At 34.4% G+C, this 23,739-nt stretch carries 21 protein-coding genes and 1 pseudogene; 15 read left to right on the forward strand and 7 right to left on the reverse strand.

What is annotated here, in order from left to right; genetic code table 11:
- Nucleotides 1-125: 125 nt before the first annotated feature.
- Both CJF42_RS19780 and CJF42_RS19785 read left to right on the forward strand, forming a co-directional pair.
- Nucleotides 126-908 (forward strand): substrate-binding periplasmic protein, encoded by a 783-nt coding sequence (locus CJF42_RS19780; RefSeq protein ID WP_170940680.1) that lies wholly within the window; start codon nucleotides 126-128, stop codon nucleotides 906-908.
- Between the two features lie 113 nt (nucleotides 909-1,021).
- Entirely contained in the window at nucleotides 1,022-1,651 is a 630-nt protein-coding gene (locus CJF42_RS19785) for a YiaD family glycine zipper/OmpA-like lipoprotein (RefSeq protein WP_095368334.1), read from the forward strand.
- Nucleotides 1,652-1,739: 88 nt separating this feature from the next.
- On the opposite strand, the gene CJF42_RS19790 is transcribed toward CJF42_RS19785, so the two are convergent.
- Nucleotides 1,740-2,096 (reverse strand): RidA family protein, encoded by a 357-nt coding sequence (locus CJF42_RS19790; RefSeq protein WP_353651694.1) that lies wholly within the window; start codon nucleotides 2,094-2,096, stop codon nucleotides 1,740-1,742.
- Nucleotides 2,097-2,284: 188 nt separating this feature from the next.
- On the opposite strand from CJF42_RS19790, the gene CJF42_RS19795 reads away from it, so the two are divergent.
- From CJF42_RS19795 to CJF42_RS28760, 3 genes are read left to right on the forward strand one after another with little or no spacing between them, the layout of a single operon-like run.
- Nucleotides 2,285-2,875, forward strand: a complete 591-nt coding sequence (locus tag CJF42_RS19795) for a TetR/AcrR family transcriptional regulator (protein ID WP_095368335.1) — start codon at nucleotides 2,285-2,287, stop codon at nucleotides 2,873-2,875.
- Nucleotides 2,872-3,174 (forward strand): hypothetical protein, encoded by a 303-nt coding sequence (locus CJF42_RS28755; RefSeq protein ID WP_252097674.1) that lies wholly within the window; start codon nucleotides 2,872-2,874, stop codon nucleotides 3,172-3,174. Before CJF42_RS19795 ends, CJF42_RS28755 begins: the two co-directional genes overlap by 4 nt.
- On the forward strand, nucleotides 3,174-3,728 hold the full coding sequence (locus CJF42_RS28760) for an alpha/beta fold hydrolase (protein ID WP_252097675.1): 555 nt from the start codon (nucleotides 3,174-3,176) through the stop codon (nucleotides 3,726-3,728). Before CJF42_RS28755 ends, CJF42_RS28760 begins: the two co-directional genes overlap by 1 nt.
- A 78-nt stretch (nucleotides 3,729-3,806) precedes the next feature.
- On the opposite strand, the gene CJF42_RS19805 is transcribed toward CJF42_RS28760, so the two are convergent.
- The gene (locus CJF42_RS19805; protein WP_095368336.1) at nucleotides 3,807-4,484 is read right to left on the reverse strand and encodes a nitroreductase family protein; all 678 of its coding nucleotides are present in this window, start codon (nucleotides 4,482-4,484) and stop codon (nucleotides 3,807-3,809) included.
- Nucleotides 4,485-5,117: 633 nt separating this feature from the next.
- Between CJF42_RS19805 and CJF42_RS19810 the strand changes: the two genes are divergently transcribed.
- Entirely contained in the window at nucleotides 5,118-6,008 is an 891-nt protein-coding gene (locus CJF42_RS19810; protein WP_095368337.1) for an ABC transporter ATP-binding protein, read from the forward strand.
- Nucleotides 6,009-6,017: 9 nt separating this feature from the next.
- Nucleotides 6,018-9,602 (forward strand): M1 family aminopeptidase, encoded by a 3,585-nt coding sequence (locus CJF42_RS19815; RefSeq protein ID WP_095368338.1) that lies wholly within the window; start codon nucleotides 6,018-6,020, stop codon nucleotides 9,600-9,602.
- A 622-nt stretch (nucleotides 9,603-10,224) separates the two neighbouring features.
- On the opposite strand, the gene yihA is transcribed toward CJF42_RS19815, so the two are convergent.
- The gene (gene yihA, locus CJF42_RS19820) at nucleotides 10,225-10,863 is read right to left on the reverse strand and encodes a ribosome biogenesis GTP-binding protein YihA/YsxC (RefSeq protein ID WP_095368339.1); all 639 of its coding nucleotides are present in this window, start codon (nucleotides 10,861-10,863) and stop codon (nucleotides 10,225-10,227) included.
- A 223-nt stretch (nucleotides 10,864-11,086) separates the two neighbouring features.
- Here yihA and CJF42_RS19825 point away from each other — a divergent pair, with 223 nt between their 5' ends.
- The 4 genes from CJF42_RS19825 (at nucleotide 11,087) to hemN (ending at nucleotide 15,157) form a co-directional block, all read left to right on the forward strand.
- Nucleotides 11,087-11,719: a c-type cytochrome gene (locus CJF42_RS19825; protein ID WP_095368340.1), complete on the forward strand. Its 633-nt coding sequence runs from the start codon at nucleotides 11,087-11,089 to the stop codon at nucleotides 11,717-11,719.
- 843 nt (nucleotides 11,720-12,562) lie between these two features.
- The gene (gene yihI / locus CJF42_RS19830) at nucleotides 12,563-13,150 is read left to right on the forward strand and encodes a Der GTPase-activating protein YihI (RefSeq protein WP_095368341.1); all 588 of its coding nucleotides are present in this window, start codon (nucleotides 12,563-12,565) and stop codon (nucleotides 13,148-13,150) included.
- The gene (locus CJF42_RS19835) at nucleotides 13,150-13,650 is read left to right on the forward strand and encodes a DUF2489 domain-containing protein (protein WP_095368342.1); all 501 of its coding nucleotides are present in this window, start codon (nucleotides 13,150-13,152) and stop codon (nucleotides 13,648-13,650) included. Before yihI ends, CJF42_RS19835 begins: the two co-directional genes overlap by 1 nt.
- A gap of 136 nt (nucleotides 13,651-13,786) precedes the next feature.
- Nucleotides 13,787-15,157 (forward strand): oxygen-independent coproporphyrinogen III oxidase, encoded by a 1,371-nt coding sequence (hemN, locus tag CJF42_RS19840; protein WP_095368343.1) that lies wholly within the window; start codon nucleotides 13,787-13,789, stop codon nucleotides 15,155-15,157.
- 183 nt (nucleotides 15,158-15,340) lie between these two features.
- Here hemN and CJF42_RS19845 read toward each other — a convergent pair whose 3' ends face one another.
- Both CJF42_RS19845 and elbB read right to left on the reverse strand, forming a co-directional pair.
- Nucleotides 15,341-15,733, reverse strand: coding sequence for a c-type cytochrome (locus CJF42_RS19845; protein WP_095368344.1), 393 nt, complete (start codon nucleotides 15,731-15,733; stop codon nucleotides 15,341-15,343).
- A gap of 112 nt (nucleotides 15,734-15,845) precedes the next feature.
- The gene (gene elbB, locus CJF42_RS19850; RefSeq protein WP_095368345.1) at nucleotides 15,846-16,502 is read right to left on the reverse strand and encodes an isoprenoid biosynthesis glyoxalase ElbB; all 657 of its coding nucleotides are present in this window, start codon (nucleotides 16,500-16,502) and stop codon (nucleotides 15,846-15,848) included.
- Nucleotides 16,503-16,918: 416 nt separating this feature from the next.
- On the opposite strand from elbB, the gene polA reads away from it, so the two are divergent.
- A complete protein-coding gene (polA, locus tag CJF42_RS19855; protein WP_095368346.1) occupies nucleotides 16,919-19,675 on the forward strand; it encodes a DNA polymerase I in 2,757 nt (918 codons plus the stop codon).
- A gap of 195 nt (nucleotides 19,676-19,870) precedes the next feature.
- Here the strand turns inward: polA and CJF42_RS19860 are convergent, their stop codons facing one another.
- Complete coding sequence (locus CJF42_RS19860) at nucleotides 19,871-21,076, reverse strand: lanthionine synthetase C family protein (RefSeq protein WP_095368347.1); 1,206 nt, start codon at nucleotides 21,074-21,076, stop codon at nucleotides 19,871-19,873.
- A 344-nt stretch (nucleotides 21,077-21,420) separates the two neighbouring features.
- Between CJF42_RS19860 and CJF42_RS19865 the strand changes: the two genes are divergently transcribed.
- From CJF42_RS19865 to CJF42_RS19870, 3 genes and pseudogenes are all read left to right on the forward strand, one after another.
- On the forward strand, nucleotides 21,421-21,735 hold the full coding sequence (locus CJF42_RS19865; protein WP_141235599.1) for a DUF2834 domain-containing protein: 315 nt from the start codon (nucleotides 21,421-21,423) through the stop codon (nucleotides 21,733-21,735).
- 505 nt (nucleotides 21,736-22,240) lie between these two features.
- On the forward strand, nucleotides 22,241-22,399 hold the full coding sequence (locus CJF42_RS27680; RefSeq protein WP_170940681.1) for a hypothetical protein: 159 nt from the start codon (nucleotides 22,241-22,243) through the stop codon (nucleotides 22,397-22,399).
- Nucleotides 22,383-22,713, forward strand: a pseudogene (locus CJF42_RS19870) (transposase); the annotation flags it as partial. The gene CJF42_RS27680 and the pseudogene CJF42_RS19870, both read left to right, overlap by 17 nt.
- Nucleotides 22,714-22,741: 28 nt before the next feature.
- Here the strand turns inward: CJF42_RS19870 and CJF42_RS19875 are convergent.
- The gene (locus CJF42_RS19875; protein WP_095368348.1) at nucleotides 22,742-23,071 is read right to left on the reverse strand and encodes a hypothetical protein; all 330 of its coding nucleotides are present in this window, start codon (nucleotides 23,069-23,071) and stop codon (nucleotides 22,742-22,744) included.
- Between the last annotated feature and the right edge of the window lie 668 nt (nucleotides 23,072-23,739).

Here is a 23,739-nt window from a genome sequence, read left to right on the forward strand (position 1 = left end):
TATATTGAGCGAGAATTGCTGTAAATAGTGTAATCAAAGCGACAGATGCAGATATATAAATTAAAATGAAGTTATTTTCTAATTTTGCGAAGCAGGGATTTTTTCACTTATTTCAGGTGTCACTTTTGAAAATATTAAATAAAATTAAACCCTTAATTCTATTTATTTTATTATTTATACTAGGTGTATCAGTGTCTTGGGCGCACCATCCACAAATAATATTAGCTATTAATCATGCTCCGCCTTATACATTTGTTGATTCTAAGCAGCAAGCTTCAGGGCTTATTTTAGACATTATGCGCCGTATTGAATCTGATTTAGGTTTTGAACTGAAAGTTGTTTCTTGTCCTTTCCCGCGTTGTTTAAAGCTTGCGAAGGAAGGTAAAGTGGATATGTTGGGTGGATTAATTAAAACGGAGGAAAGGAATAAGTACTTAGATTTTATTGAACCAGCCTATATGGAGCTTAACTCTTCATTTGTATTTTATGCTTTAAAGGATAAGGGTTTAATTGTAAATGAGTACAAACAGCTTATGGGTAAGCGTATTGCGGTAAAACGAAAAGCAGCTCACTTTAAGCGGTTTGATAAAGATACGAGCCTTAATAAAGTGATCGTTTCCTCAGAAAAGGTGGCGATGGACATGCTGCTTAAAGGTAGAGTTGATATTGTTATTGCTATTGAAGAAACGGCTGATCATGCGTTAAAATTTTTAAATCAAGCGAGTCATAAATTGCAAAAACTGAATTACAGGCATACAGATAATATTTTAGGTTATGCCGCTTTTTCACGTAAGTACCATAATTTATTTATATTAAACAGAATAAAACAAAAAATGCGATACTTTCAAAAGAATGGTGTATTAACTGCGCTTGTAAAACCTTATAATTTACCGCCAATTGATGAATAACCTGAACTGCTTGATTACAGAGTTGTAATTTTATGTCATCGCTTCATCTTGTGTTCAGTTAATTCTGCTTATTATTGCGTTATAGCTTTAAAAATTCTTTTGGGAAATGAATCATGTTATTGACAAAAACACTTATACCAGTTGTGGCCGCTTCACTTGTCTTAACTGGCTGTGCCTCTACCAATGCCCAAAAAGGTGCGGCGATTGGTGCTATTTCAGGTGCTATATTAGGTAAATCTACCAGTAACCATAAAAATAAACGTGCTGTATTTGGCGCTGCCATTGGTGCTATTGCAGGTGCTGCGATTGGTGATTATATGGATAAGCAAGAACACGCTTTCCGTGATGAATTATCAGGTTCTGGTATTGATGTAGTACGTGAAGGTGATAATTTACGTTTGATTATGCCTTCAAATATTACTTTTGCGACAAGTCAGTCATACATTACGTCTGGCTTTCATGCGACTTTAAATGATGTTGCTAAAGTATTAGTAAAGTTTGATAAAACCTTTTTGAGCATAGAAGGTCATACAGATAGCTCTGGTGCGGCTGATTTTAACCAAAAATTATCTGAGCAACGCGCGACAAGTGTTAAATCATATTTAATGAATCAAAATATTATTGCTGCACGGCTAAATACTATTGGCTATGGTGAAGGCCAACCTGTTGTTGCTAATAATTCGCCTCAAAACAAAGCATTAAATCGACGTGTTGAGATTCAAATAGTACCAAATAAAGCGTAAATATACTGTGTAGCTTTATTAACGCCACTTCACGGCACTTACTAGATTGACCTCTAAAAGTTAGGTCAATCTACATTTCATTCTAAGGTTAAGCTATAATTTCAGCTGCCACTATGGATATTTCTACTAATAAAACGTCACGTGCCATACTTGCTTGTACACATGCACGAGCTGGTGCATAACCTTCATTTACCCAGCTATCCCATACTTCATTCATTTGTGAAAAATCAGTCATGTCTTTAATATAAATTGTTGCAGATAATATATTGTTTCTATCGCTACCAGCTTGTTCAAGTAATGTATCGACTTTATCTAGCATAGTCTGAGTTTGTTCTTTTATGCCTTGTGTTGCATCAGCGCATACTTGGCCACACAAGTATATTGTTCCGTTATGTTTAACAATTCTACTCATGCGTTTTTGAGTTTCAAGGTGTTCAATCATCATTATTATTCTCACTTCAAAGAGGTTAGGTATTGAGACTGAGATATTAACAAACTTATGAATAAATTGAGCTTTTTTAGGATGATCAATTCATCGAATTTAATTCTAAGATATATGAGGTTGAATAAAACACTTGATAAAAAGCACGATCGTGCTATTTTGTGTTGGTTTTAATCAATGGCTTGATCTTTATGGGTAAAGCAAAAAAAACACGACAGCAGATTTTAGAAGTAGCCTTACAAATGGCAACATCAAGAAGCTTAAGCGATTTAACGATTGGCAATTTAGCTGTTGCTGTCGATATGTCTAAATCAGGGTTGTTCTCACATTTTAAATCAAAAGAGAACTTACAGTTGGCTGTTTTGGAATATGCTCATGATTTATTTCGTGAAATAGTGACTATTGGGGTGTTTGAAATCTCATCACCATTAGAGCGATTAACTCAGCTATGTGATAATTGGTTAAATTGGTATCAGTTACAAGCAAAAACCTGTATTTATATTTCAGCATCTGTTGAATTTGATGATCAACCAGGTTTAGTACATGACAAAGTGGCTGATGATTTAGCTAAATGGTTAAATTTTTTAATCGTGACAGTTCAAGCGGCAATTGATGAAAATGAGCTAAAGCCAGAAACCGATGCAAAACAATTTGTTTATGAACTTTATTCTTTGTATTTAGGTAGTCAGAGCATGATTTGGGTAGGTTTTGAGGATAGTTATCATAACCGCTTTAAGGTGGCATTAACATCATTAATAACACGTGAAAGGGGTGAGGTATGAGTAATAAAATTTATTTTTCAGATGAGAGAAAAAGTAAATCGATAAGCTATTATGTGGTCAAAACACTTTCTAATATCGCTTATTTCATAGCGCCTACATTTGCAAAAAAACAAACACAAAAATTGTTATTAACGCCAATGTTAAGTAAAAAACTTAAATTTACTCAAACCGATTTTGAACAACATAAATTAGCTACGCATTACGGCGATTTAAATTTATATCGTGTTGGTCAAGGCCCAAAAGTGGTTTTTACTCATGGTTGGGCAGGCGGCGCGGCGCAGCGCAGTTTTTTCCTTTAATGGAGAAAATAGCAGAGGCTGGTTATGAAGCCATTGCTTTTGATCATTTAGCTCATGGTAATAGTGGCGGTGAATTTTCAAATTTACCATTATTTATTAAAGGTTTAAGTGCAGTATTGAATCATGAAGGTAAAGGTAACTTAGCTTGTATTGTGAGTCATTCAATGGGTACAGTAAGTGCGTTAAATCAAGATAAATCAATTAAACATTTATTGATCGCGCCAACATTTGGTTTTTATCAATCATTTGAGCAACGCATATTATCCACAGGATTAAAATCTCACTTATTTTATAATTTGTTAAGTGATATAGAGCAAGAACATGATTTAATCTTTAATTCGTTACTTCCTGAATCACATTTATCTCAAACAAAACAGGAAATTCACATTGTTCATGACGAAGGGGATAAGTTTGCTCCTTTTTATTTAACTCTGGAGCAAGCCTCTCAGTTTAAACATGTTCAATTAACTGCGACAACAGGCTTAGGGCATGGTCGAGTGATCAATTCAGAACACACATGGCAAGCATTTATGAGTTTAATGAAAGTGGCATAAATTAACACAGCATCTCCAAGAAAGTTTACGTAGTAACCTGAGATTTTGGAGATGCCATTATTCAATAGTCAGTAAGCACTATATAAAACTTGAGATTTCGCTTAGATCTTTTTTAACCAAGGCATGATCTGGCACAGTAGCATCATCAGCAGGATAGCCTGCAATAAGTAACATATAGGCTCTTTCATTATCTGGATTACGCTTACAAATGTTTGTTAAAAAACTCATAGGTTTTGGTGTATGAGTTAATGTAACTAACCCACTATGGTGTAAAGCCTGAATTAAAAACCCTGTTGCGATACCCACGGACTCATGAACATAATAATTTTGATTATTATCTTCAGTACGAACCCCGCCTTTTTTCTGGCTGAAAATTGCAATGAGCCAAGGTGCAGATTCTAAGTAAGGTTTACTAGCATCTGTGCCTAAAGGCTTTAATGCATCTAACCATTCTGCACCAGCACGACCTTCATAAAATGATTTTTCTAAGTTTTCAGCCTCAATGCGTATTTGTTTTTTTATATCAGCACTATGAATTGCTACAAAATGCCAAGGTTGATGGTTAGCACCACTTGGTGCGGTCGCTGCTGCTTTAAGGCAGGTTTCGATGATTTCTTTTGGCACCGCTCTATCTGAAAATGAACGGATTGAATGACGACGTCTTATGTTTTCGTAGTTTTCCGTCGCTTTTTCTAGCATTTCATCATGTGGATATTCGATAAAGTCAGATAATGGAATATTATTATGTTGTTGCATATGCAGCTCTTTTTAGTTGTTTTGTTTGTTATAACTGTCTAATGATTAAAGATCAAGAAAATGATTATGCGCAAACTCAAAAGAGTAACACATCAAATAAGTAGCTCGTCCCTGCTCAAACCGAAGTTGAACAATCTTCATCTGTAGTGCCGTTATCTTCGTAAGCACAAGCATTATCGGTAACTAATAGACCTAATATTCCTGAAAACCCATCCAAAAAAATCTATTGCTAAATATAATACATATCAAAATTTAAGCGATGATAAGTTATCAGAAAAAGAAGCTTATGTTGTTAATAATAATGATGGAGTTAACCAAGCCGTCGTTGCCAAAAGTTTTATGGAACAACAAGTTAAATTTTTTGAAGTGTACGTAAATTCAGGTAAAGAAGAACAGCTCAATTTAATTAACTACTTAGGCTAGTTCTTTATTTTTATTGGTAAAAACCGTAATTTTATGGTTTTTGTTTCAAACTTCGTCATTCTTCAAACCACTTATCACCGTTATTTACCTTTAATCATTTTGTGGTATGTGTATTTAATTTATTTATTTAGCATAGGGACAATTAAATGAAATTACTTACAAATTTATAACAAGCAAAACAAAACTAATAAGTGCTAAGAGAGAGTGATTATGTTAACTATTAATGGATTATCAAAAATATACGATAATGGTGTCAAAGCCTTAGATGATGTTAATTTAGAAATACCAAAAGGTATGTTTGGTTTATTAGGCCCAAATGGTGCTGGTAAATCGTCTTTAATGCGAACCATAGCAACATTACAACAAGCGGATAAAGGCACTATTAATTTTGATGGTATCGATGTTTTTGCCGATCCTCAAGCACTGCGCCAAAGGTTAGGTTATTTACCACAAGATTTTGGTGTTTATCCGCGTATTAGCGCTTATGAATTACTCGATCATATGGCTATTTTAAAAGGAATTAAAAATAAAAGTGAAAGAAAGGAAGCTGTTGAAGGCTTGTTAGCTCATACAAATTTATATCAACATCGTAAAAGTGCGGTAAGTGGCTTTTCTGGTGGTATGCGCCAACGTTTTGGTATTGCACAGGCTCTATTAGGTGACCCTGATTTATTAATTGTTGATGAACCAACCGCAGGTTTAGATCCAGAAGAGCGTAATCGTTTTCATAATTTACTTGTGAGCTTAGGAGAGAAAAAAGCAATAATTTTATCGACTCATATAGTAGAAGATGTGACAGAACTTTGTCCTAATATGGCTGTTTTAGCATCAGGTAAAATTGTACTTCAAGGTAATCCAATAGAGTTAACAGATACATTAAACGGTCAAATTTGGCGTAAAGCGGTAAGCCAAGCCGAAGCGATTGAAATTGAAAAAAATATGCCTGTTATATCAAAACGTTTATTTGCAGGTCAAACAATCGTTCATATCTTAGCGCAGGATGCACCTGAAGGATTTGAAAGTGCACCAGCAAATTTAGAGGATGTTTACTTTTCTACTTTACATTCACATCGTAATACTAACCAAACTAAAGCTGCTTAGGAGCAAATTATGTTAGCTAAAATGTTTATGTTTGAATGGCGCTACTTTGTTCGGCAGCCATCTTTTTATGTCACCAGTTTGATATTTTTCTTGCTTACATTTTTTGCCACTGTGAGTGAAAATGTGCAAATTGGTGGTGGTGGTAACGTATTATATAACGGACCATTTTCTATCGCGCAAACACTATTAATTATGGGCATATTTGCTATGTTTTTAGTGGTGAATTTTGTAGCGAGTACAGCAACACGTAATGATACTAGTCGTATGTCTGAACTACTTTATAGTAAGCCTATTAACCCTTTAAGCTATCAATTAGGTCGATTTTTAGGATCTTTTGCTGTTGTAGCCACCGTATTCTTATTTGTGCCTTTAGGTATTTTGTTCGGTACGCTAATTGGTGGTTTGACTGGTTGGGTTGATCCTGAACGTTTAGGTGCGACAGATTTAACTCACTACATCACGTCTTACTTTTATTTGTCTTTACCTACTTTATTAGTTTTATCTTGTTTCTTTTATGCAGTTGCGATTCGTTTCAGATCTATGATGGCTGTTTATTTATCTGCTGTTGCATTGTTTATTTTATACATCATTGCAGGTCAATTTGCTTCAGAGCCAGAATATCGTACTTTAGCTGCGTTATTAGACCCATTTGCATCAAATACTTTTCGCGAAGTAACACGTTATTGGACTATGTTTAATAAAAATAATGCAGGCATGGAAATGACTGGCATATTATTGCAAAACCGCATGATATGGCTGGTTGTTGCTGCACTTATCATGGTGTTTTTTGGTGGTTTTAGCAGTAAAGTGCGTTTATCTAAAGTTAAAACAGCTAAAAAATCTAAAAAAGAAAAGCAAACTGATTTCAGTAATTTATTAAATAATAATATCCTTTTTAAAAGTGCGGGAATTCAAACGCTAGCACACTTAATTATGCGTACTAAGTTTGAAATAAAACAAGTTATTTTCAGTGCGCCTTTTATGGTTTTAGGTGCATTAACAATCTTTTTATTAGTTGCCCCTTTAGTTGACCCTCAGGGGATGTTTGGCACACCTAATTGGCCTTTAACTCAAGCTATGGTGAGTTTAATTATTAACTCAACAAGTTTATTGATGATGATTATTTTAGCCTATTATAGTGCTGAAATAGTATGGCGTGAACGTAGTTCAGGTATGGGAGATATTGTTGACTCAATGCCTGTTCATAATATCACTTTTTGGTTATCAAAAATGATTGCGATCAGCCTAATTTTAGTTGTGCTATTTATATTTGGTACAGGTGTCACTTTACTGAACCAAATGTTAAATGGTTATAGTAACTTTGAATTATCTCAATATGCGATTCGTTTAGGTTATGTGAATTTAGTACCATGGATCATGGTTGCTGTGATGGCATTCTTTTTACAAGTGATCAGTCCTAATAAGTATATAGGCATGATGTTATTTGTACTTTATATCATCAGTACAATTGTATTAAGTAACTTTGGTTTTAGTCATAACATGTTCCAATTCTCAGGTTCACCACAAGTGCTTTATTCTGATATTAATGGTTATGGTCAATTTTTAACAAGTCATTCTTGGTACATGCTGTATTGGGGTGGGGTTACAATTATATTAGGTGCTTTAGGTTATGCATTATGGCACAGAGGGCCAGCACAACCATTAAAAGTAAGAATCAAAAATGTAGGGTATTATTTAGGTTTACCAGGTAAAGCGGCAATTGCGACAGGACTTGTTATTTCTATCTCTGCAGGTAGTTACATTCACTATAATACGCGAGTATTAAATGAATTTGTGATCCAAGATGATAGAGAAGAATTACAGGCTGAATATGAGAAGAAATATGTGGAATTTATTAATGCTGAAATTCCGACAATTACTAAAACAAAAGCCATCATTGATATTTACCCTGAGCAATTAAAGGTAATTGCGCAAGCAGATATCGTATTAAAAAATACATCAAATAAAGCAATATCTAAATTTTTAGTTTCCAGACCAAGTGCAAATACACAGCAGTGGAATGTTGAAATTACTGGCGGCATTATGGGTGAGCATAATGAAAAATTTAATACTGCTTGGTTTAACTTCGAACCTGCGTTACAACCTGGTGAAGAGCGTAATGGTAAGTTAACAGCTGTTCGTGAAAGACGTGGTTTTTCTGATGGTAATTCTGATGTTAACTTAGTAGAAAATGGTACTTTCTTAAATAACTTTGAGATTTTCCCTAACTTTGGTTATGTGCCAAGTTATCAATTAACTGATCGTCATAAACGTCGTCAACATGAGTTAGAGCCATTAAAACGTGCTAATAAACTTGAAGATAAGGCCTTTTACAATGAGAGTTTCTTCGGTAAAGGTGTTGGTTTTATAGACTTTGAAGCGGTTGTTACCACTTCTGAAGATCAATTCGCAATTGCTCCAGGTTATTTGCAAAGTGAAACAGTTGAAAATGGACGTCGTATTTTTCATTATAAAATGGATGCGCCTATGGTTAATTTTTATTCTGTGATGTCAGCTAAATTAGAGCAGAAAAAAGAGCAATATAAAGGCATAGATATTGAAGTTTATTACCATAAAGCTCATGCAATGAATGTCGATCGTATGATTGAATCTGTACGAGATTCAATAGATTATTTTACTGCTAATTTTGGTGAATATCAGCATAAACAAATGCGTATTATTGAGTTTCCTGGATATCGTACATTTGCACAAAGTTTCGCTAATACGGTACCTTACTCTGAGCAAATTGGTTTCATAACCGACCTGCGTGATCCTGAAAATATAGATCCTGTTTATTATGTGACAGCGCATGAAGTCGCTCACCAATGGTGGGGACATCAAGTAGGTGCTGCTAATGTTCAAGGCAGTGCTATTATTTCTGAAAGCTTATCGCAATATTCTGCATTAATGATAATGGAGAAAAAGTATGGCCCAGAAAAAATTCGTAAATTCTTAAAATATGAATTAGATCGATATTTACGAGGCCGTAGTGTGGAGTTCTTAGAAGAAATGCCATTATTACGCAGTGAGAATCAGCAATATATTCATTATCGTAAAGGCTCTGTTGTAATGATGTCATTGAAAGATCGTTTAGGTGAAACAAGATTAAATGCAGCTTTACAGGCATTCTTAAATAAATTTAAGTATCAAAGTACACCTTATCCAACCACATTAGATTTGATGGCTTTTATAACCCAAAATGCTGACGAACAAGAAAAAGCATTTGTGAGTAACTTGTTTGAACATATTAGTTTATATGATTTAAAAACAACGGATGTAAAAGTAACACAAGTTGAAGGTGAAGAAGACTTATTTGATATTACTTTAACCATAGAAGCTGCGTTAAACCGAGCTGATGGTCAAGGTCAAGAAACGGCAATTGAATTTACTGACTTAGTTGATATAGGTTTATTTAGTGCTGATCCTGAAAATCTGGGTGCTGATGATTTTGTTATGTATTTACAAAAGCATCAAATTAAAACGGGTACTAATGAAATTAAGCTACAAGTTAAAGGTAAACCTAAGTTTGCGGGTGTTGACCCATTTGTAAAATTGGTTGATAAAGACGGTGCAGATAATATTTATCGTTTATAACATTAAGAAGCAGGCCTCTAAAATCACTTTGGAGGTTATTTCTGGGTGTTTAAACTATTTCCGTTAATAAAATAGTCATTCAGCGGGGGTTCAAAGCGCTTTAGGCAAGACATTGGTTACAGACAATGGTTATTCCCTTATCAAAATCAATAACGCAGTATAAAGCGATTTAAAACCTGCCTAAAAGGAGCTTTTGAGAATTGATACTTCGTTATTATGCCTGTTCTAAAAGGAACAACCATGAATTCACTGACATGTCTTGAATTGTAAAACCTCATAAGCTCTGAATGGTCACTTAATGATCGGAATTGGTATTACTGTAAATACCAATTTTATAAGGATGCGATCACGCTAAATGATCATCAATTTAATTGAATTGGTATAATTTTGTTACGGATACGTAAATAGGAATTGTTTATTTGTGCAATCGTTGCATTTTTTTACATTGGAGGCTTTATTTCTTATGAGCCCTTTGCTAAAGTGCGCGCCGTCTTCATGTATGAAGACATCCTGTTGATGATGCATTCTTAGGAATGCACCGTATTAATAGCTTCTCCCCAGATTGCTATACCCGGCTTACTAGATAAGCCGGTCTTTTTTTACTACTATTTTTAGTTCTCTTCTAAAATTTTTTTTCTACTGGCTTTTCATGAATAATTTCACCTAAGTACCAGTTATCAAGTTTTTTAGCAAGCTCAGGTAATCCCGTGCCTTTTAATGAAGAAAAAGCATGCACTGTAATATCAGCATTTAAGCTTGAAAGCTCTCTTCTGACTCTTAAAACTTCACTTTTACGTGGACCTTGCTTTAATTTATCGCATTTAGTTAATAAAGCTAAAATAGGAATTTCGCTATCTACTGCCCAAGTAATTAAATCCATATCTAATTCTTTTAACGGATGACGAATATCCATTAAAATAACAATACCTTTTAAGCTATCTCTATTTTGTAAATATTGGCCTAAAGATTTTTGCCATTTTTTCTTCATTTCAATAGGAACTTTGGCATAACCATAACCAGGTAAATCGATTAATCTTTTATTATCAGTTAATTCAAAAGAGTTAATTAACTGAGTACGACCTGGTGTTTTACTTGTTCTAGCAAGTTTTTGATCAGTTAATGTATTTAATGCGCTTGATTTACCAGCATTTGAACGTCCAGCAAAAGCAACTTCAATACCTGTATCAGGTGGGAGTTTAGAAAGATCTGGGGCGCTGGTGGTAAAACTGGCTGCGCTGTATTTTATACGAGATTTAAGCACTGAGGCTCCTTTATGACACAAGGTTAAGCTAATATCGGTATTTTATACCAAGATGGCACTAATGTTGAGTTTAGTTATCATTTATCTATTTTTATTATCTTTTTAGTGATTTTACAGGGGTAAAAACTGTCAGAATGCATAATATGGTGTAGAATAGTTAACTTATTATAGGTGGCTTTATAGTCACATTGTAGTTTACAGGGTCGAAAACAGAGAATTCAGCATGAAAAAAATAGCTCTATCTTTAACTATGTTGTTTGGTGCATTGGCTGCAAACAACGCAACAGCATTTGACGGCGATGCAACTGCTGGTAAGGCGAAGTCTGCAGTGTGCGCCGCATGTCACGGCGCTGATGGTAATGCACCAGTTAATATTTATCCCAAATTAGCCGGTCAAAGCGCAGAATATTTATATAAACAACTTAAAGATTTAAAGTTGGGTATGACTTCTGGCGGTAGCGAAGGTCGTATGGATCCAGTAATGAGTGGCATGACGATGGCACTTAGTGATCAAGATATGAAAGACTTATCTGCATACTTTGCATCACTTAATATGAGTGAAGGCACTACACCTGAAGATGTTGTAGAAGTTGGCACTAAATTATATAAAGCAGGCGATGCAGAACGAGGTATTCCTGCATGTTCAGCATGTCATGGTCCAAGAGGTAACGGTACTTCACTAGCTGGATTCCCTAAAATATCTTTTCAGCACCCTGAGTACATTAAAGGACAGCTTGAAAAATTCCGTAGTGGCGCTCGTAATAACGACCAAAATGGCATGATGGTCGATATCGCGAAAAAATTAACTGATAAAGATATTGAAACTTTATCAAAATATTTAGGTGGCCTTCATTAGGCACTCGTACTAAAATATTAAAAAAAGCAGCTTAGGCTGCTTTTTTGATGTCTATTTTTTATTTTTTTGATGGATTGTTGATAAATTAAACATAAATTGAAATTTTTTAATAATTTACCGTAAGAAATATCTCACATTACTTGTGAGTTAATGACTAGTTAAACGTGTAAGTTAAGTGCTGTTAAAAAATTTTATTTTAATTAAGTCTATGTTATTTAAAGTTATAGATGTAATAATTTTAAATGAAATAATTAAATTAGTATAAAACAGTTGTAAAATAATTATTAACAAGTAAATTAATCCCTGTCGCAAAAGTATAATAAAACAATATGGAAGCAAGTTGATACGGAAAGTTAAGCGATAAATTTAGTGCGTTATGAGGAAAATCTGAATAAATAAATCCACTAAGAGATTAAAGTTCAGAGTAAGGACTAAAAATAATAGAGTCAGGATGGCCGATAAATAATAATAATAAACTCATGGAAGTTTTATAATAAAAACAATATGGATAGTGAATAAAAATAAGACTGAAGATGTATATCTAAAGGTCGAAGGGAGAAGTGTCCAGGTTAAACAGACACTCTAATTAATAGGCAGTAGAGTAATCTACTGCCTTTTTGTTTTAACTTAATCAAATACCTATTAAAAAATAACCTTCTAATTGTAAGCACTAAAAAAATAAAATCCCATGTTCTAAAACGAAACTTGCAAAGTGACACCTTTAAATTGAGACTAAATATATCATTGAGGTATTCAATTTAATGGCTATTACGTGATTTTGATGAAAAAGCCTGCGATTTAAGATAAAATAAGATTAATTTAGATTAGACTGTCGATAGAGAAATGAGTAGAGAAAAAAAGTCACGAAAAGGACCAAGTCAAAGCACTGGTAAAATGCGTTTAAGTAAAGAAAAGTTGCAAGAAGAAAGAGCGCTTAAAAATTATCGTCCTAAAAAGCAAAATGGTAATAAAGCCGGTACTCGTAATGCGATTGACGAAAATGCCAATAGCAATACTACCAATCAAAATATTAAGAAACCAAAAGGGATGGGTAGTAAAAAACCTATCGATTTAACTCCTGATAATAAGCCTACTGTTGTAAGCAAAGTTAAGCCAGATATGAATCGTGATTTAAAACCTACTGCAGAACTTAAAAAAGCGCCTGTTGTATCACTTTCTCCTGAGCAAGAATTAGAACACTTAGAAAATGATCAAAAGTTGTTAGATTTAATTGACCGCCATGAAGCTGGTGAATTGCTAACGGGTAAAGATGCTAAATACTTTAATACTAAAGTCGAACGTCATCAGGTTTTATGTGAACTACTTGGCTTAAATAATGAAGAAGATGAATTTGATGCGCCTGAAGAAAGCAAGATAGATCAGTATTTATCAAATGATTTAGCCAGTGAATGGTTAGATGAGGAAGACTAGTGAGCAGCTTTTGGATCATTACTTTTATTATTGGCGCATTGATTGTTGCTAGTTTAGCATTTTATGCTGGTACTTTGCTCAGACAATTAAAACAGCAAAATAAAAATGTAGCGGCTAATAATGCAAAGTGGCAAGAGCAGCGAAAGAAAAAAAATATAAAGCTTGCAGATAGTATTAATTTAATTGCAAAAGCGATGAAAGAAAAGCAGTGTGAATATTCTGAAGGCTGTTTAAGAGTATGGGTATTAATGTCTCAATATAGGTTCGATTCAGATGAAAATATTGAACAACAATACCCTGCTATTTTGAAGATGTATGATGTAGTCAAAGAAATGCCAACACATGATGCTCGTAAAAAATACTCGAAGAAAGAAATCTTTAAAATGGATTCAGCACGCTGGAAAGCTGAGAAAGATCTCGAGGATGAGATACAAAAAGATCTTGATAAAATAGTACTGGAATTTAAAGCTGATCCAAACGCTAAAACAATCTCTGTATAAGTCAATTTTAGCTTTTAAAAACCCCTGATATATTTTGGGGTTTTTTATTTAACTCAAGTGATATATGTTTCAGATCAAATCGTCTTCATATCATTAAAGTATAATTTAACGACAAGCTAATTAAGAGATCAGCGTCGTGAAAAACTTAATAGAATGGGATAATTCCCTTATAAAAAAATATAATATTTCAGGCCCGAGATATACATCGTATCCAACTGCATTGTCACTTAAGGATGGTTACACCGAGTCTGAAGTGGTTAAAGCCGTTAAGACAACGGGTAATAATAAATTATCTCTTTATATACATATCCCATTTTGTAAGCAGCTTTGTTATTACTGTGGCTGTAATAAAATTATTACTCGTCATCAGCATAAAGCCGATCTATATCTAGATTATTTAGAAAAAGAAGCTGCATATCAATCACAGTTATACCAAGTTTACACAGTAGAACAAATGCATTTAGGTGGTGGTACGCCTACGTTTTTAACTGTTGAGCAAATGACTCGCTTAATTGGGATTTTGAATAAAAACTTTAATTTTGAACCTGATGCCGAAAAAGGCATTGAAATAGATCCGCGTTCATTAGCGGATGGCATGTTACAGCAATTAAGAGTATTGGGTTTTAATCGCGTATCTTTTGGTATTCAAGACTTTAATGATGAAGTACAAAAAACAGTTAACCGTGAACAATGCGCTAATAATGTAGCTGATTTAGTGCTAGAAGCGAGAGAGTTAGGCTATAAGTCAGTGAATACAGATATGATTTATGGCTTACCTCTGCAAACTGAAGCAAGTTTTTCCCAAACAATAGATCGCTTAATTACTTTGTCTCCAGATCGTGTTTCTGTATTTAACTATGCACATATTCCAGATTTATTTGCGGCACAACGTAAAATAAAAGATCAGCAATTACCAACAGCTGCACAAAAGCTGAAAATGTTCAAAAATACTATCAAGCAAATGAATGATGCGGGTTATATATTAATTGGTATGGATCATTTTGCTAAAAAAGATGATTCTTTAGCAATTGCTCAGAAAAATGGTATTTTGCATCGTAATTTTCAAGGTTATACCACACATGGTGAGTGTGATTTATTAGGTTTAGGTGTTTCAAGTATCTCTCAAGTTGGTCGTAGTATTTTTCAAAATCCAAAAGATGTTAAAGAATATTATAAAGCGGTAGCTTTAGGAGCTGTGCCTGTATGTAAAGGTTTAACTTTGACACAAGACGATGTAATTAGAGCGGCTGTAATACGCCAAATTATTTGTCATTTTGAGCTTGATATGAATTCGGTAAATAAAGAGTTTAATATTGATTTTAAAAACTATTTTAAAGATTCATTAAACTCACTATCAGGTTTAGTTGCGGATGAAATGCTTGAGATCAAAGATCATCATATTCAAGTGAAGTCAAAAGGTTTGTTATTTATTCGTATTATTTGCATGAGTTTTGATGCACATTTGAAAGGTCAGGCAAAATTACAAAGATTTTCAAGAGTCATTTAACCTCATTAATAAATAGAGCTCGAAAAGTTACTCCTCTAACTTGTGTGTTTAATTCACTTGCAGTAGGTTAGCGATCTCTAAAACCAAGTTGAGGTTGTTTAAACTTTAAAGCTTTTAATAAACAAAAAATGCCGTTCATTTAGCAATGAGCGGCATTTTAATTTTAATCAATGACTGTTTAAGTTATTGGCCTTTAGTCATAAAATCGATAGCTGCTTTAAGCTCATCATCAGAACAATCCATACATGTTCCTTTTGGTGGCATTGAGTTAAAACCATTGATCGCATGGTTTAGTAGTACGTCAAAACCTTTTGCTACGCGAGGTTCCCAATCTGCAGTTGTTTTTGGTGCGCCCATAGCGCCAGTGCCATGACAACCAAAACATGTGTTTTGAAAAACTTGTTGGCCGCTACGAGGACCTGTAGGTACAACTACTGCTGGTACAGCACCTGCTAAATAAACGCCACCGATTGGAGCAAGACGTTTTTTAATTACTTCGTCAGTCATCTCAGTATTGTTTTGTGCGTTAACTGATGCTACTAATAGGATAAGTAGCGCCGTTGATAGTTTTTTCATGTTACCTTGCTCGTTATGAATTGATGACGGAATATTAAGCTGATTATACCGTTAGCGATAAATATATAAAATAGTTAACAAGAGTTTATTTTAGTCTCTTACTATAACTTTGCTAATTAATTACTTCCACTAACTTATTGATGGTATTTTCTATAGAAGCATTAGCCTCAATAATCGATCCCGCAAGCATATATGCAGGTGTACTGATCACATTGGCTGTTTCATCATAAACAAAGTCATGCACAGCACAGTTAATATGTTTAGCACCTAACTTGTTTATTTGCTCTGCAGTATCTGCATCAGAGCCTATGGTTGCTAATGTGCCTGTAGGGTAAACGTGGCCTATGATGGCTGGGGCGATGCAAATATAAGCGGCTGGTTTGTTTAGCTCTGAAAATTGCATACAGGCATTTTTAACATCACTATTGATAATTGAATCAGCACCATTAATAGCAAAGTCACATAAATTTTTAGCCGCACCAAACCCGCCAGGTAAAACTAATGCATCAAATTCTTTTGCATGTAATTCTTTTACATCTTTAATTTCGCCACGCGCAATACGCGCCGATTCAACTAATACGTTACGATTTGATTGCTCATCAACCTCACCTGTAAAATGGTTGACCACATGAAGTTGTTCTATATTAGGTGCAAAGCATTGATACTGTGCGCCTAGTTTTTCTATATGAAGTAGTGTTAATACGGCTTCGTGTATTTCAGAACCATCAAAAACGCCACAACCACTTAGAATAACTGCTATTTTTTTCATTTAATTCTCGTTTAGTTTAATTACTTAATGTTCAATTTATAAAAAATATTTAAAAGGATCTCTATGATCTTAGATCCTTTATGGTAGTATACCGCCTCTATAAAATTTTTTGAGATTAGTTTTAATACAATTTGTCATTAAAAATTCATTAAAAAATAAACTTTCCACATGAAATTTAAATTAAAGATAATAATAATCAATCTGCCTTCAATTGCATAAAGTCTTATAAATCAATTACCTAAATGCAATTTTGTTGATTTACATACTATTTTTGTTTTTTTTGTATCTTTTTTATCTACATAGTTATACACAACTTGTTAATTATTAGTTTAATAAGTTTGTGATATCGCATCTTGAAGTTATTTGGGTATAATCCATCAATAACAACGGCATAATTATTATTAGGATCCATATCAATGGCTCAGATCCCAGACAATCCGCTTATTTTAGTTGACGGCTCTTCTTATCTTTTTCGGGCATATCACTCACCACCGCATTTTGTTAACTCTAAAGGTGAACCTACAGGTGCCATTTATGGCGTAGTCAATATGCTAAAAAGTTTGAGTAAACAGTTTGATCCAAGTCATGTTGCTGTGATCTTTGATGCTAAAGGCAAAACTTTTCGTAATGATATGTATTCGGACTATAAAGCAAACCGTCCGTCTATGCCGGACGATTTACGTTGCCAAATTGAACCTCTTCATAAAATAATAAAAGCAATGGGTTTTCCGTTAATCAGCATAGTTGGTGTAGAAGCTGACGATGTTATTGGTACTTTTGCACGCATTGCTACAGAACATAAACGTGATGTTTTAATTTCAACGGGTGATAAAGATATGGCTCAATTGGTTAATGAGCATGTGACCTTAATAAATACCATGACAGACGAAGTATTAGATTCAGATGGTGTGGTTGAAAAGTTTGGTGTGGCACCGGATCGTATTATTGATTACCTTTCATTAATGGGTGATAAAGTTGATAATATTCCTGGAGTTGAAGGTTGTGGACCAAAAACGGCGGTTAAATGGATTGAGAAATACGACACGTTAGCTGGTGTAATAGATAACGCTAAGTTGATCAAAGGTAAAATAGGTGAAAAGCTAGCAGCTGCGATCCCACATTTACCACTGAGTTATGAATTAGCAACCATTAAACTTGATGTTGAATTAGATAGAGATCTTGAAAACTTAAAAATTGTTGATCCAGATAAAGATCTGTTACTCCAATATTATGCCGAATTTGAATTTAGACGTTGGATAACGCAATTATTAAAAAGTAAGCCTGCTAAAGCAAAAGCTAAAAAACCAGCTAAAACAGAATCACTAGAAGAAAGTGAAGAAAACCCAGTAGAAACAATTGTTGTAGACGCAAACTATACAACTATCTTAACTGAAGAAGCGTTAGATATTTGGGTTGAAAAGCTTAATACTAGTGAGTTATTTTCATTTGATACTGAAACCACTAGTTTAGATTACATGCAAGCTGATTTAGTGGGGATGAGCTTTGCAGTTAAAGCTGGCGAAGCTGCTTATTTACCACTTGCACATGATTATTTAGATGCACCGGATCAATTAGATAAAGACTTGGTATTTAAAAAAATAGGACCAATTTTAGCTGATGAAACTAAAGCGAAAGTAGGCCAAAATCTTAAATACGATAAGAGCGTATTAGCGCGTGCAGGTTATGAGTTAAATGGTATTGCGTTTGATACTATGTTGGAGTCTTACACATTAAATAGTGTGGCAACGAAACATAATATGGATGCGTTAGCATTAAAGTTTTTGAATCATACTAATATATCTTTTGAAGAGATTGCTGGTAAAGGAAAAAAGCAACTGACTTTTAATCAAATATCACTTGAAGAAGCAGCACCTTATGCGGCAGAAGATGCAGATATTACGCTACGTTTACATCAAGAGATTTGGCCTCAACTTGATAAAGACGCTAAGCTGAAAAGTGTATTCTCAGATATAGAGCTCCCTTTATTAAGTGTGCTATCTGATATTGAAAGAACAGGTGTTAAAATAGATAGCCAAATGCTAACAGCACAAAGTCAACAGTTAGGTGAGCGATTGATTGAGCTTGAAAAAGAAGCCCATGAATTAGCTGAAGAACCGTTTAACTTAAGCTCTCCGAAGCAGTTACAAGCAATTTTATTTGAAAAAATGTCATTGCCTGTTATTAAAAAAACACCTAAAGGTGCACCATCAACCGCTGAGGAAGTATTAAAAGAGTTAGCATTAACTTACCCTTTACCAAAGATAATAATGCAATACCGTGGTTTATCTAAGTTGAAATCAACGTATACAGATAAATTACCGAAAATGGTAAATGAAACATCAGGTCGAGTGCATACATCTTACCATCAAGCGGTTACCGCGACTGGGCGTTTAAGTTCGAGCGATCCTAATTTACAAAATATCCCAATTAGAACGGAAGAAGGTCGTCGTATTCGTCAGGCGTTTATTGCTGATGAAGGCCATAAAATAATGGCTGCGGATTATAGCCAAATAGAATTACGGATCATGGCGCATTTATCACAAGATAAAGGTCTATTATCAGCCTTTGCTAATGGCCTAGATGTGCACAGTGCAACGGCATCAGAAGTCTTTTCTGTACCGCTTGATGAAGTTACAACCGATATGCGTCGTAAAGCAAAAGCGGTTAACTTTGGTTTGATTTATGGTATGTCAGCATTTGGTTTAGCTAATCAGTTAGATATTCCGCGTTCTGAAGCACAACATTATATGGATACTTACTTTGAACGTTTCCCTGGTGTATTAACTTATATGGAAACCACACGAGAGAAAGCAACAGATCAAGGGTATGTTGAAACTTTGTTTGGTAGACGTTTATATTTACCAGATATTACACGTAATGGTCCTCGTAAAAAAGCAGCTGAGCGTGCCGCTATCAACGCACCTATGCAGGGAACTGCAGCAGATATCATTAAAAAAGCGATGCTAATTGTGCAACAGTGGGTTAAACAGCAACCGAAAAATACAATTAAAATGTTAATGCAAGTTCACGATGAATTAGTCTTCGAAATTAAAGAAGATTGTTTAGAAAGTTACACGACAAAAATTTGTGAACTTATGTCGCAAGCTGCACAACTTGATGTGCCATTAATTGCAGATTCTGATTCGGGTGATAACTGGGATCAAGCACATTAAAAAATAATTAAATATTTTCGAAAATAGGAAAAGGTTATACAGCAATAAGTAGAACCTTTTTTATTGTAGTTGATAATTTAAGTTCGATAAATGACAAGAAGATCTGTGAGATCCTCTGAACTAATGAAAAAAATATTGAGTATGATTTTTTGAGGTTAATCAAATCTGACCATCACATCTACCATGAAGCATAAATTAAAATAAATTCAAGCCAGGGATAGCTGCCTCTTCAGGATATAAACAATGATGTAAATAAATAGCAAGGCCTGCATCACCTGTCCATAATGTGTATCTACCTTGTCTATAATATAAGCGATCTTTTTGGCATTGCTCAACAGCATGGATTGCAAACTTTCTAGCCCTATCAAGCCAAAGTGAGTTACCTGACCTTTTGTATAAATACAAAAAGGCATAACCATTACCTGATGTACCATGACAAATGTTAGAGCCTTTTACTAGCGGACCAGCTTGCCACACTAATTCCCCTGTACTTTCCAATAATTCATCAAGTAGTTTAGAGTTTTTAGAATTATTTTTAGGTGTCAATGCCATTGCAGTAACAATACCTGCGGCACCATGGCACCACTGTATAAGTAGTTTATCAATATTTGGTTTAGTACATAAAATCCAATTAGTTAAATTAGCTTCTCTTTTTACTGAAAGATTGAGTGTAGAAATAGTTCGGTTGATAATGACTTCACTATAACTACTTGGTAATAAATCAACACCTTGTAGTAGAATGCTTGCGTTGCCAGTTATACCGTGACAGGCTCCATAATAATGTCTTTTTGGACCGAAAACTTGACTTTGCCAATGCCACTCTCCAGTTTCAGCATCTTTTTTCCAGTTATCCATTAATGACTTTGCACCTTTAATATATACATTTTTCCAGCAGATATCACCCGTTTTACGATACAGGGCTAACGCAGCATGCATCATTCTGCTTTGCCCTGATGTTATTTCATACAGAGGAAGATCTACGGTTTTTTCCATACATTCCAAAAGATATTGAGATACTTGTTTATTATCTGGTTCTGCCAATAATCGAGGCACCAAAATTCCTATTTCACCGATTTGCAAACCAGGCTCAACGGATACATCAGGAGATTTTTTAAAGGATGAGTGAACGACTTCTAGTAAATGTGATAAATCACGTAATTTATAACCGTAGCTTCTTAAAATTTGTAAACTATGAATGGTTCCTGCAGCCCCTGCATAAGCAGACCATTTAGGACCCACTCTAGAGTAACTTTCAGCGTCAAGTGGATGTGTGGGCCAAGATGCATTAGGTAACAATGACAACTCAATGTCATCAATAATTGATATTATCGCTTTTTCAAGAATATTATTATTCCATAATGTTGTGGTGAGCGATTCATGACGTTCTGTATCAAATAACATTGGATATAATACTCTCTAAACTATAACTTACTGTATTTTAATAGAGTTATAGTATATTTATAATATTGTCTAATCAAAGAATTTAATGCGATAATGCACGATAAAGGTATATAGAAAACATTTATTTGGCAATTCATAATACCTTAGTTTTAGAATTTTTGAGCCTAAAACGGTCAACACTTTTATTACTGTTTTCTATCGCACGCTTTGTCTGCTGCAAAAAAATAAAGTCTGTATAGTCAATAATATACGAATATATATACGGAAATAACAGTCGCATATAAATCACAAAGCGTGCAAGCCAATGTTATATTTGTAACACCGTCTCTGATAAGGAAATTAGTTTGAAACTACGAATTACCTCAATAACCCTATTATTCCTATTTACTGGTTATACCATATTTACGATGTCAATTGCTCAACAGTCATTGTTAAGTTTTGGCTACCAGTTAATTTCTAGTCCTGATACAGCTCAGGTTGTCTTTGATCTATATATTATGGCATTCCTAGCTATGGTTTGGATGTACGATGATTGTAAAAATTTAGGTAAATCAAATATGTATTTTTTACCATTTATGTTGCTAACTTTGGTGTTTGTTTCAATTGGGCCGTTACTTTATTTAGTTTTAAAGCCAAGTGCGGAGCTATCAAAAATATAACAAGGATAGGTGCCCCGCAGTCGACACCTTATTTGAGTATTGAACAAGCCCGATCATAAGTCTTATAGCTTATTTATAGTAAATAGTGGTGATCGTATTTTTTTATTTGCAAGCAAGAAAATGAGAGCAAAAAAACTAGACATACTTTTCTTACTATAAGATATGCACTTATTAATGACCATCGTCATCTATAAATGGCTCAAGTCACTTTTTTGATAATACTTTGACTACTATGTTTAAATAAGGAATAACTTAAACACGGTTTATGTATGCTGCGGCTTCTTAGAATTGAGTATGAAAATGCCTTTTACCATGTTAAAAAATTTTATAAAAAATTTAATTGGTAATGAATATACCCAAACCACTTCAAGATGCAGGATTCAGTTGGAAGTAGAAATACTTTAGGCTAGGCATTGATTGAAGAACATGGTTATTCCCTTTTCAAAATCAATAACGCTGCATAAAGTATTTATAAACCAACCTTACAGGGACTTCTGAGCAAATCATGCTCGTTGTTCCATCTTTTTTTAAGGGAGTAACCATTAATGCAAAGATGCGCCTAGATCATGAATTGCTCAGCAGTCCTGAACCTCACATCTTGAAGTGGCTTGGGTGTAGTATTATGAAACAATCGATTTTACCCTTGTTCTTCCATCATCAGTAACTTGCCTGAATTGGGCTACATCAGTAGCAAACAAGCCAGTAGCTTAGTGGAAGTTACACCAATGAATCGAGAAAGTGGCCGCTATAAAGGTGTACGAAAAATACAAGGAGGAAGACATCAAAGTTAGAACAGTTTTATATATGGCTATGATGTCTGCAATACAATCTAATCCAGTTTTTAAAGCGTATTATCAAAAGTTAGTCGCTGCTGATAAACCTAAAAAAGTAGCGATTATTGCCTGTATTAAAAATATGGTTGTGATCTTAACTTCAATGTTTAGAGATGGAGTTTTATGGGAAGCCCCAAAAGTTTAAAATTAACTATTGACGCCATAGTCTCTTGTTAGCACCTAAACTCAAGTATGCTAGCAATCCTATCTTGTGTTTCTTGGCTGAACATTTGAAATTGATCCTCAGAAAAAACACCATAATTTTTCAAAGAAACTAGTTTTAGTAATATGTTATTACGAGTTGGATTATTAAACATCTCAGCAATCTTTGCATCTTCAGCTTGAATTAAGTTATACAGATGGAGGTATGATTTATGTTCTGTCCCCTCTCTGTTTTTAGCTATTTCCTCAATTTTAACAAATATAAGTTCACAAGCTTTCGCTGTCAAATCGTTTTGAAGTTTTCGAAATATCTTCCAATCTTTTTCAGGTACCGATGACATACTAGATCCTCATTGAATGTTAATGATTCTGTAGAATTTATCTTTTAGAAAAAATAGACTCAAAAAATATTAAAAATTAAGCTTCAAAACGCATTGCTACGTGAATTCTGAGGCAATATTCTACTAAAACATTACTTTTACGGACGCACAGCACATAAATTTCATTCGTCAATTGTCACTTTTGATAAATTCTACAGCCTCAACGCCCGCCTTAACAGGCGGAAAATAAGCAGGCTAAAATTAGCGACGAAGGAGCGCAAGCCAAGGTTTTTTCGTCCTTTTAAGTAACTTGTGTACACCCGCATGGGCATTGACTTATGAGGTGAAAGTCCTCTGTAGGAAGAACGCCGTTTAATAACTTATTGTTATTAAACGCTAACTACTAGCGAATGGCAAGGGCTAAATCGTGAGGAATGGTCTGAAGGAAGCCGCTAGCAAATCTGCGAGCTGATGAACAAAAACATCATATGAGGCGTAGGCTGGAGGCGAGTTGGCACAAGACAACGAAGCCAAGTGATCTAACGGCCACCGTAAATGATGCAGCAGTGCAGAGAAGGTCTTTGTGCTTATCCGGGGAGATCTGCTTAACATGCTATTGATAAAACAACCAGTGAGGCAACTAGTCGATCAAACCTTGGCGATCAATTTAGTTATCGAATTGATTGAGC

This window comes from Pseudoalteromonas sp. NBT06-2 (assembly GCF_002276045.1).
Lineage (GTDB): Bacteria > Pseudomonadota > Gammaproteobacteria > Enterobacterales > Alteromonadaceae > Pseudoalteromonas.

Excerpts from the sequence above, each read along its gene's own strand:
- CJF42_RS19785 (WP_095368334.1), top strand. The coding sequence starts at position 1,022 with ATGTTATTGACAAAAACACTTATACCAGTTGTGGCCGCTTCACTTGTC.
- CJF42_RS19790 (WP_353651694.1), bottom strand. The coding sequence starts at position 2,096 with ATGATGATTGAACACCTTGAAACTCAAAAACGCATGAGTAGAATTGTT.
- CJF42_RS19795 (WP_095368335.1), top strand. The coding sequence starts at position 2,285 with ATGGGTAAAGCAAAAAAAACACGACAGCAGATTTTAGAAGTAGCCTTA.
- CJF42_RS28755 (WP_252097674.1), top strand. The coding sequence starts at position 2,872 with ATGAGTAATAAAATTTATTTTTCAGATGAGAGAAAAAGTAAATCGATA.
- CJF42_RS28760 (WP_252097675.1), top strand. The coding sequence starts at position 3,174 with ATGGAGAAAATAGCAGAGGCTGGTTATGAAGCCATTGCTTTTGATCAT.
- CJF42_RS19805 (WP_095368336.1), bottom strand. The coding sequence starts at position 4,484 with ATGCAACAACATAATAATATTCCATTATCTGACTTTATCGAATATCCA.
- CJF42_RS19810 (WP_095368337.1), top strand. The coding sequence starts at position 5,118 with ATGTTAACTATTAATGGATTATCAAAAATATACGATAATGGTGTCAAA.
- CJF42_RS19815 (WP_095368338.1), top strand. The coding sequence starts at position 6,018 with ATGTTAGCTAAAATGTTTATGTTTGAATGGCGCTACTTTGTTCGGCAG.
- CJF42_RS19825 (WP_095368340.1), top strand. The coding sequence starts at position 11,087 with ATGAAAAAAATAGCTCTATCTTTAACTATGTTGTTTGGTGCATTGGCT.
- yihI (WP_095368341.1), top strand. The coding sequence starts at position 12,563 with ATGAGTAGAGAAAAAAAGTCACGAAAAGGACCAAGTCAAAGCACTGGT.
- CJF42_RS19845 (WP_095368344.1), bottom strand. The coding sequence starts at position 15,733 with ATGAAAAAACTATCAACGGCGCTACTTATCCTATTAGTAGCATCAGTT.
- elbB (WP_095368345.1), bottom strand. The coding sequence starts at position 16,502 with ATGAAAAAAATAGCAGTTATTCTAAGTGGTTGTGGCGTTTTTGATGGT.
- polA (WP_095368346.1), top strand. The coding sequence starts at position 16,919 with ATGGCTCAGATCCCAGACAATCCGCTTATTTTAGTTGACGGCTCTTCT.
- CJF42_RS19860 (WP_095368347.1), bottom strand. The coding sequence starts at position 21,076 with ATGTTATTTGATACAGAACGTCATGAATCGCTCACCACAACATTATGG.
- CJF42_RS27680 (WP_170940681.1), top strand. The coding sequence starts at position 22,241 with ATGCTCGTTGTTCCATCTTTTTTTAAGGGAGTAACCATTAATGCAAAG.
- CJF42_RS19875 (WP_095368348.1), bottom strand. The coding sequence starts at position 23,071 with ATGTCATCGGTACCTGAAAAAGATTGGAAGATATTTCGAAAACTTCAA.